Origin of the sequence: Maribacter algicola, from assembly GCF_003933245.1 — a bacterium.
GTDB lineage: Bacteria > Bacteroidota > Bacteroidia > Flavobacteriales > Flavobacteriaceae > Maribacter > Maribacter algicola.
In genome coordinates this window covers 887508-900328 of the sequence record NZ_QUSX01000001.1, presented here as the reverse complement: position 1 = coordinate 900328, position 12821 = coordinate 887508, and the positions used below count along the sequence as shown (strand labels likewise).

The 12821-nt window shown below is 42.6% G+C and carries 17 protein-coding genes; all 17 read right to left on the bottom strand.

Annotated elements, in window-relative coordinates; genetic code table 11:
• Positions 1–29: 29 nt before the first annotated feature.
• The gene (locus DZC72_RS03745; RefSeq protein ID WP_125221539.1) at positions 30–512 is read right to left on the bottom strand and encodes a hypothetical protein; all 483 of its coding nucleotides are present in this window, start codon (positions 510–512) and stop codon (positions 30–32) included.
• The gene (locus DZC72_RS03740; protein ID WP_125221538.1) at positions 512–880 is read right to left on the bottom strand and encodes a 3-hydroxyacyl-ACP dehydratase; all 369 of its coding nucleotides are present in this window, start codon (positions 878–880) and stop codon (positions 512–514) included. Before DZC72_RS03740 ends, DZC72_RS03745 begins: the two co-directional genes overlap by 1 nt.
• A complete protein-coding gene (locus DZC72_RS03735; protein ID WP_125221537.1) occupies positions 881–1471 on the bottom strand; it encodes a porin family protein in 591 nt (196 codons plus the stop codon). It lies immediately after the preceding gene.
• Positions 1468–2076, bottom strand: a complete 609-nt coding sequence (locus tag DZC72_RS03730; protein WP_125221536.1) for a hypothetical protein — start codon at positions 2074–2076, stop codon at positions 1468–1470. The genes DZC72_RS03735 and DZC72_RS03730 overlap by 4 nt, the downstream gene beginning before the upstream one ends.
• A complete protein-coding gene (locus tag DZC72_RS03725; protein WP_243641636.1) occupies positions 2057–2674 on the bottom strand; it encodes a LolA family protein in 618 nt (205 codons plus the stop codon). Before DZC72_RS03725 ends, DZC72_RS03730 begins: the two co-directional genes overlap by 20 nt.
• Positions 2667–3443 carry a polysaccharide deacetylase family protein gene (locus DZC72_RS03720; protein WP_125221535.1) on the bottom strand — a complete coding sequence of 259 codons (777 nt, stop codon included), beginning with the start codon at positions 3441–3443 and terminating at the stop codon, positions 2667–2669. Before DZC72_RS03720 ends, DZC72_RS03725 begins: the two co-directional genes overlap by 8 nt.
• On the bottom strand, positions 3437–4498 hold the full coding sequence (locus DZC72_RS03715; RefSeq protein WP_317127092.1) for a beta-ketoacyl synthase N-terminal-like domain-containing protein: 1062 nt from the start codon (positions 4496–4498) through the stop codon (positions 3437–3439). The genes DZC72_RS03720 and DZC72_RS03715 overlap by 7 nt, the downstream gene beginning before the upstream one ends.
• 96 nt (positions 4499–4594) lie before the next feature.
• Complete coding sequence (locus tag DZC72_RS03710; RefSeq protein WP_125221533.1) at positions 4595–5794, bottom strand: beta-ketoacyl-[acyl-carrier-protein] synthase family protein; 1200 nt, start codon at positions 5792–5794, stop codon at positions 4595–4597.
• Between the two features lie 62 nt (positions 5795–5856).
• Entirely contained in the window at positions 5857–6114 is a 258-nt protein-coding gene (locus DZC72_RS03705; protein WP_125221532.1) for a phosphopantetheine-binding protein, read from the bottom strand.
• The gene (locus tag DZC72_RS03700) at positions 6104–6718 is read right to left on the bottom strand and encodes a 3-oxoacyl-ACP synthase (protein ID WP_125221531.1); all 615 of its coding nucleotides are present in this window, start codon (positions 6716–6718) and stop codon (positions 6104–6106) included. Before DZC72_RS03700 ends, DZC72_RS03705 begins: the two co-directional genes overlap by 11 nt.
• A 5-nt stretch (positions 6719–6723) precedes the next feature.
• Positions 6724–7785, bottom strand: coding sequence for a methyltransferase (locus tag DZC72_RS03695; RefSeq protein WP_125221530.1), 1062 nt, complete (start codon positions 7783–7785; stop codon positions 6724–6726).
• A gap of 59 nt (positions 7786–7844) precedes the next feature.
• Positions 7845–8987 (bottom strand): beta-ketoacyl-[acyl-carrier-protein] synthase family protein, encoded by a 1143-nt coding sequence (locus tag DZC72_RS03690; protein WP_125221529.1) that lies wholly within the window; start codon positions 8985–8987, stop codon positions 7845–7847.
• Positions 8980–9417, bottom strand: coding sequence for an acyl-CoA thioesterase (locus DZC72_RS03685; protein WP_125221528.1), 438 nt, complete (start codon positions 9415–9417; stop codon positions 8980–8982). Before DZC72_RS03685 ends, DZC72_RS03690 begins: the two co-directional genes overlap by 8 nt.
• Positions 9407–10672, bottom strand: a complete 1266-nt coding sequence (locus tag DZC72_RS03680; protein WP_125221527.1) for an ABC transporter permease — start codon at positions 10670–10672, stop codon at positions 9407–9409. The genes DZC72_RS03685 and DZC72_RS03680 overlap by 11 nt, the downstream gene beginning before the upstream one ends.
• Complete coding sequence (locus tag DZC72_RS03675; protein ID WP_125221526.1) at positions 10665–11408, bottom strand: ABC transporter ATP-binding protein; 744 nt, start codon at positions 11406–11408, stop codon at positions 10665–10667. Before DZC72_RS03675 ends, DZC72_RS03680 begins: the two co-directional genes overlap by 8 nt.
• 10 nt (positions 11409–11418) lie before the next feature.
• Positions 11419–12426 carry a BtrH N-terminal domain-containing protein gene (locus DZC72_RS03670; RefSeq protein WP_125221525.1) on the bottom strand — a complete coding sequence of 336 codons (1008 nt, stop codon included), beginning with the start codon at positions 12424–12426 and terminating at the stop codon, positions 11419–11421.
• Positions 12410–12820, bottom strand: coding sequence for a hypothetical protein (locus tag DZC72_RS03665; RefSeq protein WP_125221524.1), 411 nt, complete (start codon positions 12818–12820; stop codon positions 12410–12412). The genes DZC72_RS03670 and DZC72_RS03665 overlap by 17 nt, the downstream gene beginning before the upstream one ends.
• Position 12821: the final 1 nt, after the last annotated feature.

Genomic DNA, 12821 nt, shown 5'->3' with positions numbered 1-12821 from the left:
TTCCGGTAAAGATACATAATCAAAAAGGTCTAGAAGCCCAACTTTTCCGTATCTGAAAAAGCTTTTGAACCCTTGATATATTTCTGAATCATTTTTTTTAAGGAGCCATCCTTCAATTCCGAAAAGTGTTCTAGAATATAATTTTTATCGGCCTCCAAGGCATTATGGTACTTTACAATTTTCGGCGCATTTTCCTGTACGCTCAATCGAATGAATCTGAGTTCAATATTTTCAGGTTTGTATGCTACGGCGGCTTCGATGATGGCGACTCCCTCCTGAAAGAATTCCTTTTTGTCCTTTGCTGTTTTTGCGTGTTTTGCCTTTAGGGTAAAAACGGCTCCTTTATAGCCATATAGTACGGCGTTGTTCTCCAAGGTAATCGTGGCCAATAACTCGTTCAGGTTATCGGTCATGGAGGCATCTTCTATGGCTTCGGGATATAGCTTGCGGACTTCCTCAATATGAATGAAAAAAAGAAAAAAGGATAGAAATCCCACGAGTACCAATTTCATTAGGCTTTAATTTTGAAATTGGCGTTCAATTTTAATGCCAAGGTATCTTCAAAACGCACGGTATTCTTGATTTTGACTTCGCTTTCATTCTGGTCAAGTTCAATTTCCAATTGTACGATATCATTTTTCTCAGGGTTGATAACGGCCATGAACTTAACATTCGAAGCTACGGACAACACTAGTTTTTTCTCCAAGGATTTTTCGGTAAGCTCCTTAATGATTTGTATTACACAAACACCGGGCAATACGGGATGGCCTGGAAAATGCCCTTCGAATATCTCGTGTTCTTTATTGAGTTTAATAGTGGCCTTCACATGAGGTTCCACAAACTCGAATTCCTGAATTTCGTACAATCCTTCTAACAACATCTATTTACTTTTAAATTTATAGGAAGCACCCAATTGAAAAACACCGTTCAAGTTGCTTCCTGCTTCCTCGTAAAGGTCATCGGCCCCAAACAAGTCCACACTTACGGTTCCTTGTTTATAACGTGCTTCCAAAATAAGTCCAAAATTAAACTCATATCCCATACCTCCAAATACCACAACATCAAAAGGGGATATTTCGCCATCCGCATCACCATTGAACAAATTCACAAAGTTATTTTTTAGGTTTATGTCCAACCCCAAGCCTAGGTTAAAATGAAACCCTTTAGCTAGTCCTACATAAAATTTATTGGCGGCCATTACCGACAAATAATCAATTTGAACATCCCCAAAATCGGAGCTAACGGAGGCTCCGCCTTGGGAGGAGTAAAAAACTTCCGGTTGAATGGCGTAGCGCTTCGTAATCGGAATGTCCAGAAACCCGCCAATATATAATCCCGATTTAGGTTCCAAGCGGGTCTTGCTAATTCGGCTTTCATTATAGCCCAATTTGATGCCAGGAGCCACCTGTGCTTTTGATTCCGATATGCCGGCACAGATAATAAAAAAGAGTATGGTGGCTAACTTATTCATTTGATGGCCCGTAAAGATATGGCAAGTTTCAAGTTTTTATGTGAAATTTGAATATGTCTTGCCATGGTGTCGCCTATTTCAAAAAATGCGATGTCTACTTTTTCCCTTTGGTTTCTTACGCGTGTGATATTGGTCAGGGTATCGTTTTTGAACGTATAGTAATGTATTTTGGAATCTATTTTGACCTTATTCAATATGTTTTCACCCTTTTCAAAGGTTTCCAAAGAGGATGTTTTTTCTTGGACCAGGCTTCTAAAATCCTGCTCCAATACACTTAAAAGAATCTTACGGTCTAGTTCCTTTAGGATACGGTTTACCTTAAATTCAGTCTCGCTTATAGAGAAATCAAAGATGGTGTTTCCAAGTTCCGTAGTAAAGGCAATTCGATGGGTTTTATCATCCATCTTCTTTAATACCAAAATCCCCCCGAAGGTATTCTTAAAAACGGTAATATTGGATTTGTAGACATAGTCTTTTTTTTTATCCGAGAAATAAGGGTTGACGATTTCCTGGGTAATGATTTCCGTAGTTGTATATCCTCTTTTTTTGGGATAGGAAGCACACCCCAAAAGAAGAAGGAAAAGGCTAAAGGTTAAAAACCGCATCTGGAATCGCTTTGTTTTCTACTTTATTTGAAAATACGATTCTAGTATAATCGCCACTGGGTTCGATCATTTTTACCTCTTCCACGGTTCCCTGTTTGGAAAATCTGATGTGAAAGGCTTTGATAAAATCCGAAAATTTAGGGTCTTTGGGCAAAAAGTGAACCAAAGGGGCACCATTTTCCCTAAAGTAGGCAATTTCAAATTCATCGGCGCTGAACATATCCCCGTTGATACTGGCACTGATCAAATGGTTAAGCTGTTTGAAGAGTTCGTTGGAGCCCAGGTCCAGTTTGCTCTTATTGCCGTTATCGTTAATGAGGAGTTTTTCATCTTTAAAAACAACCTTGTACGAAAATGGTTTTAGATATTGCCAACTGACATTTTCAGGGCTTTTAAAAGCTAATTTTCCGCTCGATTCAATATCATTGGACAAAAAGTCCAGGTGTTTGTACTGAACAAAATCACTTGTGATGGTTTGGGTCTGTTGTGCTTTTTGTTTAACCATTTCCTGTAGGGATTTCGCCTCTTGAACGGACATTTTAGTCTGGGCGAAACCCACATAGGAGAAAAATAACAAGATTACCAAGATTCTATTCATAAGCCCTTATTTGAAGTAATTGGTCCACTGTAACCGATTCCAACTTTCTGTTTTCCAAAAATACCAATAATCGTTCCAAAACGGCGATAGATTTTGCACTGGTGTCATGAAGTAGGATAATGGAACCTTCTTCCGTTTTGGAAGTTATCCGTTTCAAAACCTGATTTTCATTCCTAAAAGTGGTATCCAAGGAACGAACGTTCCAACCTATGGAATTTAATTCTAGGTTTTTTACGGCCCGTGCTATGCTTGGGTTAGTGACGCCAAAAGCGGGCCGGTACAAGGTCATTTTTAAACCCGTTAGCTTTTCCACAATTTTGTTCGTTCGATTCAGCTCTTGGGTTACTTTGGATGTGCCAAAAAAGCCAAAGGTGTTTGCATGTGAAAACGTATGGTTCCCTACAGAATGTCCTTGCCTTATGATTTCCTTAATTAGCTCCGGATGTTTTGCAATATTTTTCCCGATGCAGAAAAAGGTCGCCTTGGCATTGTACTTTTCCAGAAGGGATAGAGCTTTGGGCGTGTATTCCGGATGCGGTCCGTCATCAAAGGTTATGGCGATTTGGGGTTTATTGATTTCGTTATTTGAATTCAAGGAAGTCATGTGGTAGTTCCACCGGATAAAAAAAGAACCACACAGTGTCAAGAAGAACCAACTTGCCGTCAATAGGGCGAAAGCGGGCCAAGGAATCGGTTTGAAAATGGAAATGGCCAGAGAGACAACGACGCCTAATAGAAAAATAGTATTTACGGTTTTCCGTGTTAACATTTTTCCAGGACTACCAGACTGTGGTTTTTACCTCGATATTGGTTATATAACAAAAGCCTTTTTGGTTGGCTTACTTTTATATCGTTCCAACGGATAACCTCAGGAACCTTACCGGTTTTGAAGATTTTATTGGCCATCCAAAAACCGAAACCGGAGGCTGTGTCATACTCTCCGGAAAGATGCTTGTACACAAATTGTGGAATAGTTTGAAATATCCCATTTGCAAGGTCATGGTAAATCGTATCGAAATCTACATCCCCATTGTTACCTAAAATGACACCGTCCAAATCTTCGAGTGTCAATCCATTCGTATCCAAAAAACCCAGAATTGTACCGGAGACCTCCTCCTTCCTTAGGGTATTGTAAATTCCCATGGCAAAGAGCTTTGAATAGGTTGTATCCTGTTTTTGATTGGACAGTACAAAAAAGTGGGATCCCTCACCAAAAACAATGCCCTTGGTGCCGGAGCGCAGTACCTGTTCCCTGGAAACAGGCTCTTTTTTTATATGATCGATGAATTGATGTGTGGTTACATGGTGTTCTACCAGTTCGTCTACGGCTCCTACCAATATGTTTTCAGCTTCATTGTTCTCTAATTGTAGCTTGGCGTCCCATAGGCTGGACTCGAACGATATGTTGGAATGCACGTAGGTAAAATTGTATCCTTTGCACCCCATATCCAATGCAATGGAGCCCGCTACGGTGTTGTGGGAAGATTGAATGAACCGGGTAGGGGTAAGGTACTGTTCGTCATTATCCAGTAAATCCCGTACAAATTTTTCGGATTCGCCCAGACAACCAAGGCCTGTGCCTACAATGATGGCGTCCACGTTTTTCAAGTCTGCTTCCTTCATGGCATTTTGGGAGCTGACGGCGCTCATTTTAAGTCCTTTTGCCATTCTTCTGGCCGCCGCTGGAGGTATGTAGTCCTTATAATTGGGGTCAACCGCTTTAACCGAAGTACCCTCATAATCAACAACTTCCTCCAAAAAGCCCGAATCATCAAAGGTTTTTTGGACGGAAACCGAGCCGATACTGTTTATGTACACCTCCATTTTCATGTGTTTAAAATTAGGTTATTGGCTTGATTTTTAAACATTTTCTTTCGCCTGGGTATTTAACTTACCATACCAATGCCCTCGATGAGGGTTTCATGCCTCTTTGGTAAAAATAAGGGTAGAACAGTTACCGCCAAAACCAAAGGAATTGGAGAGTACCGTTTTTATTTCCTTGTTTTTTAATTGGGTCTCTGGAACCAAATTAAATTCGGTCATGGGCGTCTTAAAGTTGAGGTTGGGATAGATAACGTTGTTTTGGATGGACAAAACGGAATAAACGGCCTCTACACCTGCTGCTACTGCCAAGGTATGCCCCGTAAATGGTTTGGTGGAACTGAATTCCGGAACGTTCTCCTTAAAAACACGAAGTAAGGCCCTCCCTTCGGAAAGGTCGTTGTTGGGCGTTGCCGTACCGTGTGCATTGATATAATCCACCTCGCTTGGGGAAATTCCGGCCACTTTTAGGGCCTTCTCCATCGCCATGACGGCTCCGTCGCCATTTTCCGACGAAGCGGTTTGGTGATAGGCGTCGTTGGCATTGCCATAGCCTTTTACATAGGCCAACACCTTTTTGTTTTCCTTGGAAACGATTCCATCTGATTCCAATACCAAAAATGCGGCCGCCTCGCCCAGATTCAACCCTTTTCTGTGTTCATCAAAGGGAGTGTTATACTTATCGGATAAGATCATCAAGGTCTTAAAGCCATTGATGGTAAACTTTGAAAGACTGTCCGATCCGCCCACGATTACCCGGTCCAGTTCACCACTCTTGATCATTCTGGCCCCCAACATGATCGCATTGGCGGCGGAGGAACAGGCCGTACTAATGGTGGTTACAAAGCTTTTGGTAAGACCTATGGCATCCGCAATTTTTTGTGTGGAGTCACCGGCATGCAAGCTGTTAATGTGATTCCAATGAAGGTCCCTTTCATAAAAGTCGTAGAAATATTGCTCCGATTTGTCCATGCCCCCTACCGTAGTGCCGGATATAAGTCCGGTTCTGTACTCAGATATATTTTGAATGTCTGCCTGTGCCAGTGCTTCCTTTGCCGCGATTATTCCCAGTAAAGGGGTCCTCGAATGGGAATCTGAAGGCAGTCCCAGTAATTTTTCCAATTCCCCATTGGTCATCGGAACTTCCCCCACCATGATTTCATGTTCATGGACCGTTTTTATACGGCTGACTTTGGAAATGCCCGTTGTACCGGAAATCAAGGAAGCGAAGTTATCCGCAACATTGTTACCAATAGCGGAAATTAGGCCCATTCCAGTAATCGCAACTCCTTGATTCATTGAAAATATTTAGACAAATAGCAGATTACAACTTGTATGTAAATCTGTGATAGGTTGCCACGTTAGGCTTTGTTCGCACTGATGTAAGCGGCCATGGTATCGATGGACTCGAAGATTTTTCGGCCTTCCTTTGGATCTGCCAGTTTAATGCCATAATCCTTGTCCAGCATTACGATGAGTTCCAACGCGTCAATCGAGTCAAGTCCCAAACCGTCTCCAAACAATGGGTCGTTGTCCGCAATTTCAGCTGCGGTAACATCTTCCAGGTTCAGCTGCTCTATAATTTTTTTCTTTAATTCTTGTTTCAAATCACTGCTCATGGGTCGTCTTATATAATCGGTTTATTTCAGCATCGGAATGGACAAAAGTACCTTTCTTCGCTACAACATACAAAAATGCATCATATTTTTCATTATCCACATCTACCCACCCACATAATACCTTTTTGGCCTTGTTTTCATCCATTAATTCCGCAGCATAGGAACTCAGGGTTTCAGGGCTGAATTCGTCCATGACAAAGAAACAGTTCTCTGAATGAATTTTGTGCTTGATACTGATTTCGCCCATACAGATATTGGCCAAGGTATATACGAAAACGGCGGGGCTGGGATAGTACTGGGTGGCATCCTTTATGGAGTCTTGGTACCCACGGTCCGTATCCAAACTGGAAGCCCTATTGGAGAATACCATGGCGATATTTTTTTCCGATTCTTCCCTCAATAACACATTCGCGGCCAAAAGTCCCAGTTTACTCAGGTTGTCCATTTTAAAGAACTTGGGATAATCCACGATCAACTGTTTGTAGGCCAATTTCATGACCGATTTAAAATCGGTTTCCAAGGTTTTGAATACGGGCGTACCGTTAACGGAAACGATGCCATTGTTTACGTGGCTAAAGGATTCTATGTAATACCGGTTCTCCAATAAAATTATTTCTTTTTGCAGACGAATAACGTGTGGAATTCGCCCAAACTTATATCATTCTTCAATTCCAAACCGGCGGCTTCGGCAAGTTCCATAAGTTCCGTGGCCTTGTACATTTTGCTGTTTCCGTTGGCCAAAGCGGTAAAGTAGAGGGACGTGGCTTCCAAGGTGAATTTGGCGTTCTCGAATTTTTGTCGGTCCGTATAGGTCTCAATAATGATCAATTCCGTTTGGGATTCCATGGCATTCGCCGCTGTTTTCAAAATTTTTAGGATTTCCTCTTTTGAGAAGCAATCCAAGAATTGGCTCATCCAAATGGTATCCGCACCCATGGGAATTTGAGGATTTTCTGAAAGCCAATCGATTTCACTTCCTTGGACCCTGTCCCCAAAACCTTGATCCGCGGTATTCTTCAAGGCTACCTTTAATTGTCCAGGTAAATCGAAAATATGCACGTTTACCTCTTCGTTGTAAGCACAACATTGGATGGCAAATTTTCCGGTGTTTCCGCCAATATCGAACAACAGTTTTGGTTGGTGCCTAAAGACGATTTTTAGCGCTTCCTCAAAAATACCATCAGAATAGAAGTGATCAAAAGCGAACCATGACTTCTGAATTTCAGGTTTCAATTGGGAAAGTCCCTCGTAAATGGTGGGCCAATTTCCCAATTCCTTGAGTCCGGCAGGTTTGCCTTCCCGAATGGCTTCCTCTAAGTGGAAAAGTCCCTTGTAACAAACATCTTGAGTGAAATTCATGTTCACCTGGGTCATAGGGTTGTAATTTAAGAAATAACCAATTTTGGTGAGCTCATACCTTCCGCGTTCGTCCATGGAGACAATGTTGGCACTTTCGGCCATTTCCAAGAGTACGCTCAGGCCATACTCGCTAATGGAGAGTTCCTCGCAAATTTCGGTAAGGGTGACCCCGCCTTTGGCTACGTTTTGAAATATAAAGTCAAAAACCCCTAAATTTTTCAAGGAAACCGTGGTCTGGAAAACGAAAGGGGCAAAAGCTATTTTCTGTGCCTCCTGCAGTGCATCAATGGCCTTAATATATTTTTTTGGCATTTCTTAAAATCAAGGATTGAAAAAGGCGAATTTAATACCCCACACGATAATAACAAAGTTTATACCTTTTTAAAGATAACCGCGGTGTTTGAACCGCCAAACCCCGAGGCGGTTTTCAGGAATACGTTTAGTTCCTTTTTGGTTGTTTCTTTGATAATGTTCATGGGCCTTGAGACACCCAGTTCCTCAAAACCAAGGGAGGCGAACAAGGTGTTTTTATGCAATGAATGCATGCCGATGATGGATTCCAGTAGGCCCGATGCGCCCAAGGTGTGCCCAAAGTAGCTTTTTAGACTGTTTACGGGTGTTTTGGATAGGCCGGCACGTTCAAAGGCGATCGACTCCATTTCATCATTGAACATCGTGGCCGTACCATGCCCGGAAATATAATCGATATCATTTTTTTCCATGCCCGATTGTAATACGGCATTTTCAATGCACCTGTAAAGCCCCTCACCGGTACGGGAAGGACCCGAGATGTGGTTGGCATCGTTACAGGATGCCTCCCCCATTATTTGGACGGATTCTGGGGCCAAATCGCTAGGGTTTTTGGTCACCAAGGCACTGGCTGCCACCTCTCCGATATTAATACCGGTCCGGGAATTACAATAAGGTCTACAGGGTTCCAAACTTAACGCTTGAAAAGCATTGAACCCTGAAAGTATGAACTGGGTTACTAAATCCCCTGCCACCACATACATGCGATCATATTTCCCTTGTCTTATCAATCTTTTGGCTACGGCGACTGCCAAAACGCCGGATACGCAGGCATTGGAAATAATAATGGCCTTGTTTTTAAATCCGAAGAATTTCTGAACCTGTTCACCCAAGTATGCAAGATAGGCCCTGGATTCCGCAAAATTACTGTTTTCCTCCAGAACATCGATGTTTCCTTTGGTAGTGGAAATAAGAAGTCCCGTTCTTTCGTCCAATCCTAACTTTGATTTGCCAAGCGTGTCCGCAAGGGAGACCAACATCATTTTCTCCAAACGGGTGTGTTCCGTGTCGGGATTGAGGTTTTCATATCGATTTTGAAGCTCCTTTGCGGCTATCCGTGAGGAACAAAAGGGCACATGCAATACCTTGTTGTCTTCATAGACCGATAACCCGCAGTTTCCTTTTTCGATACTATCGATAACCGTGGTACTATCAAAACCTAAGGAAGAAACGATGTTGTTATGTGATAGGTAAACGTTATCCATCCAATAGACCCACTTTTTTCTTCCACTCTTTAAAAAATTCGGGAATGACTAAGGAAAGTTCCCCTTGAAGTTCCACAAAGACTTGAACGGTTTCCCCGGTGCAAACAACTTTACCTTCGGGGTTCATGATTTCGTACCTGAATATCATTTTTGCCGCCGCCGTATCTACATAGGTTGTCTTTATCTCGGCAACATCGCCATAGCGGAGCGGGAGCTTGTGTTCACAGGTAGATTTTACGATGGGGGAGGAAAAATTATGTTTCTTTTGATCCAGATAGGAAATCCCGTGATGTCTCCCAAAAGCTTCACGTCCATCCTCAAAATATTGAATGTAGTTTCCGTGCCAAACGATACCCAATGGGTCGGTTTCGGTAAAACGGACACGTACCTTGCTGGTAAAACTGATTTCCTTGGAACTGTTAGACGGCATTTTTTCTTTCGTTATAAATTATGGCCACAACCGTTGTTGCAATGAAAAATAGGAAAAGGGCGAATATTTCCGGAAGGATTTCCCCAAACCCAACATTTCTCAAAAATACATCATAAAAGGCATTCAATCCCCAGTTCATTGGGGACAGTTTTGAGAGCAGCTGCATAAAATGGGGCATGGCAAAAACGGGTACCCAAACCCCACCAATGGCCGCAAGGATGACCACAAAGGTTGCCCCAAAGGGAGCCGATTGCTCCTGGGATTTGGCAACGGTTCCCAACAGCAGTCCCAAACCAATGGCTGCCAGTCCTGCAAAAAACGCAACGATCATCAATAACGGAATTCTTCCCGCTACTTCCAATTTGGGAAGACCCATCAAAGGAAAAAGGTACACACCCAACAGGAGCATCAAAATAAATTGAACGAGGGAAACGACTAAAAAAACAAAGGCTTTGCCTCCCAAAACCGTCGCGTAGGGAATGGGCTGGGTCCTAAGTCTTATGAACGTTCCCTGATTTTTTTCATGCACCATGTTTATTGATAAGGGCAAAATGATAAAGAAGATGGCGAACAAGGTCCAAGCTGGAATATTATGTTGGGTGGAGTTGGGGATACTTGCCTTTTTTTTGGCGTTTGGAACAATTTCAGTGAAGGAAATAAAGCTTTCCGTATCAAAAATGGAACTGTTTTCATCCTCGCCCAACTCCTCTTGGAAGGCCCTGTAAATGGATTTGCTCTCAATTTGGGAAATCATTTTATCGATGTTGTTCCGCACAGAACTTTTAAAGGATTGCTGTGTGGCAGGATCGAAGTAGAGCCTGATTTCCTTTTTTTCGATTTTGACCTCAGACTGATTTTGTAACTCCTCAACCCCAAACTGGGCCAATATACCAGATACGTTCTGGTCTATTTTTAGGTGTAAATCACGTGTCAGATTTTTAGGTAGGATAATGGCCAATTGATATTCACCTTTTTGTACCAAGTTTTGAGCTTGCTCCTCACTTTCTTCCCTAATGATTTCAAAAAGTCGGGACTCCTTTAGGTTATCCCCAACCTGGTCCGAAACTTCCCCTTGGTCCAAATCGACTAGAAGAACAGGTATCTTGTTTTCCTGGATGGTCTTAAAGGTATTGTCCTGTATCAGCGTGATGGTAACGACCAAAAGCAATGGCATCAGGAACAAAACGGCCAGGCCGCCCAGATCCCGGGAAAGCAACCAAAACTCCTTTTTTGCCGATACCCAAAGTTTATGCATAATCGCGAAGGGTTTTACCGGTTTGAGCCAAGAAAACCTCTTCCAAGTGTTCCGCACCTTGTTCGTCTTGTATCAATTCTTTGGGAGTTCCCAAACAAAGTAGCTTGCCATGGTCTATAATTCCCACTCGGGTACAAAGTGTTTCTGCCTCGTTCAAGTGATGTGAAGTGTACACAATGGTGGTTCCATTGGCGTTCAATTCCTTTAAATAATCGATGATGACCGTTTTGGACTGAACGTCCACTCCAACCGTAGGTTCGTCCAAAAAAAGTACTTTCGGTTGGTGAAGAATACTGGCTATTAGATTTATCCGTCGCTTCATACCACCAGAGAAGGCCTTTATCTTTTTATTGGCGAATTTTTCGAGCCCCAATATTCTTAAATGCTCTTGAATGGATGTTTTGAAGGAAGGCCCCTGTAACCCAAACATACTGCCAAAATAATAGAGGTTTTCAAAGGCTGTTAGGCTAGGATACAGGGCATATTCCTGAGGTACGATACCGATCAGCTGTTTCAATTCCTTATTGTGCGATGCGTAATCAAGGCCATCAATTTTGAAGGAACCTGAGGTAGGTTTTATCAATCCGCTTAGAATGGAGATAAGGGTTGTTTTGCCAGCTCCGTTAGGACCCAGCAATCCAAATATTTCCCCTGTTTGGATGTTCAGGTCCAACTTCAGAAGGGAGTACTGTTCCGCCTCCTTGTATTTTTTGGAAAGTTGGTCGATTTGAATCATAAAACTATTCTTAAACCGCCTTTTTAAGGGTTTTAAAAAAGTGCTCTTCACGATCGGCCAGCACTTCCAATTGAATGGCTACATCTTCGTAACCGCTACTTTGTGAATTTCGGTTTTTGTAAATGCGTGACGCATCCACGGCAAAGTCGCGCCAAGCATCGCCAATTGAGGTCATTTCCGTGGAAAGTTCCATGAGCTTTGGATTGTCCAAAAGGGTACTGGCCTCTTGTAAAAATGCCGCATAAATGTACCTGAAACCCCCGCCGCCCGTACCTATTTCTTCTTGCATACGAACAATTTGACCTAAGTAGTGGTTCGCTTTTTTTGGCCCTAGCTTCTTGGGCCATTTCCTTATATTCTTGGCTACCCATCGCATCGCCTTTACGCCCACTATGGGCACGGGGGCGGTCATATCCCTCGCCGTTTGTTTGATTCCTTTAACTATCGCGGTCTTCAATTCTAGTTTCTCCGGAAAGGAAATGGGGTAGTACATATGTCCTTTTGGGGCAAACGCACCTTTGGCAAAACGCACTTTCTCAAGTTCCTTAATGGAAAGGCTGGTTACCTCTTCCATGACAGGATCACTTATTAAATAACGGTCTCCCTGTTTGCCGTACACCACCATATTGTGGGCATTGAAATGGAAACGGTATTCGTCCGGGAAATATACCAGATTGTACACGCCCACTTGTAAACCCACGGGATTGTTTTTGGCCAAATTTTGGTCGAGGCGTTCCTGGGCTTTTTTGGGATTCTTGAACTTTTCCCGTTTCATCTTTATACCCGTGCGTTTCGCAAATTTATTGAATATGAACCCTGGCATGGAACGGTAGGTGAAAACCGGGGCATAATTGACCTTTAGGAAGGGCAGGTAACTGAACAACAGACCAGAACCAATACCAAACACCATGGGTTCGCTTATTTGGAAACCATTGTGTTTCATAAGATTTGAAACAACCCCATTTTCACAGTGAGCGGACTGGTTGTGAGCAAAGTCTATTTTAAGATTTTCCGTCATCAATGGATTTCAATTGTTCAATACTGATGTCGAAGACATCGGCATATTTTTGTAACGTTTTTTGATTAAGCTTTTTGAATACCAATGGTTTAAAGTGCCTTTTTACGCGCCATTGCCATAGGCCCATATAGCTTGCCAGTACGGGCAGGTCCATTTTATGGACTTCCATGTAATATTCGATAGGGCTTGTTTCATTGTTCAAAACCCTATTTTTAGCATAGGCGATGCGCTCCTCTATTTCTTGGATGGCATTGTCCAGTGCAATTTTTTTGGGGTCCCAACCGGTACTTAAAGAGGTAGTGTATTTTCCATCGTCATCCACTGCGTACACCATCTCCCTAAAATTGGCAGATGCAAGGTTGCTCTCGTCCTGCGGTACATCTTCTTTCTTCATT

What these genes read in the sequence shown, in the direction of transcription:
- DZC72_RS03745 (WP_125221539.1), bottom strand. Translation starts at nt 512, where the DNA reads ATGAAATTGGTACTCGTGGGATTTCTATCCTTTTTTCTTTTTTTCATT.
- DZC72_RS03740 (WP_125221538.1), bottom strand. Translation starts at nt 880, where the DNA reads ATGTTGTTAGAAGGATTGTACGAAATTCAGGAATTCGAGTTTGTGGAA.
- DZC72_RS03735 (WP_125221537.1), bottom strand. Translation starts at nt 1,471, where the DNA reads ATGAATAAGTTAGCCACCATACTCTTTTTTATTATCTGTGCCGGCATA.
- DZC72_RS03730 (WP_125221536.1), bottom strand. Translation starts at nt 2,076, where the DNA reads ATGCGGTTTTTAACCTTTAGCCTTTTCCTTCTTCTTTTGGGGTGTGCT.
- DZC72_RS03725 (WP_243641636.1), bottom strand. Translation starts at nt 2,674, where the DNA reads ATGAATAGAATCTTGGTAATCTTGTTATTTTTCTCCTATGTGGGTTTC.
- DZC72_RS03720 (WP_125221535.1), bottom strand. Translation starts at nt 3,443, where the DNA reads ATGTTAACACGGAAAACCGTAAATACTATTTTTCTATTAGGCGTCGTT.
- DZC72_RS03715 (WP_317127092.1), bottom strand. Translation starts at nt 4,498, where the DNA reads ATGGAGGTGTACATAAACAGTATCGGCTCGGTTTCCGTCCAAAAAACC.
- DZC72_RS03710 (WP_125221533.1), bottom strand. Translation starts at nt 5,794, where the DNA reads ATGAATCAAGGAGTTGCGATTACTGGAATGGGCCTAATTTCCGCTATT.
- DZC72_RS03705 (WP_125221532.1), bottom strand. Translation starts at nt 6,114, where the DNA reads ATGAGCAGTGATTTGAAACAAGAATTAAAGAAAAAAATTATAGAGCAG.
- DZC72_RS03695 (WP_125221530.1), bottom strand. Translation starts at nt 7,785, where the DNA reads ATGCCAAAAAAATATATTAAGGCCATTGATGCACTGCAGGAGGCACAG.
- DZC72_RS03690 (WP_125221529.1), bottom strand. Translation starts at nt 8,987, where the DNA reads ATGGATAACGTTTACCTATCACATAACAACATCGTTTCTTCCTTAGGT.
- DZC72_RS03685 (WP_125221528.1), bottom strand. Translation starts at nt 9,417, where the DNA reads ATGCCGTCTAACAGTTCCAAGGAAATCAGTTTTACCAGCAAGGTACGT.
- DZC72_RS03680 (WP_125221527.1), bottom strand. Translation starts at nt 10,672, where the DNA reads ATGCATAAACTTTGGGTATCGGCAAAAAAGGAGTTTTGGTTGCTTTCC.
- DZC72_RS03675 (WP_125221526.1), bottom strand. Translation starts at nt 11,408, where the DNA reads ATGATTCAAATCGACCAACTTTCCAAAAAATACAAGGAGGCGGAACAG.
- DZC72_RS03670 (WP_125221525.1), bottom strand. Translation starts at nt 12,426, where the DNA reads ATGACGGAAAATCTTAAAATAGACTTTGCTCACAACCAGTCCGCTCAC.
- DZC72_RS03665 (WP_125221524.1), bottom strand. Translation starts at nt 12,820, where the DNA reads ATGAAGAAAGAAGATGTACCGCAGGACGAGAGCAACCTTGCATCTGCC.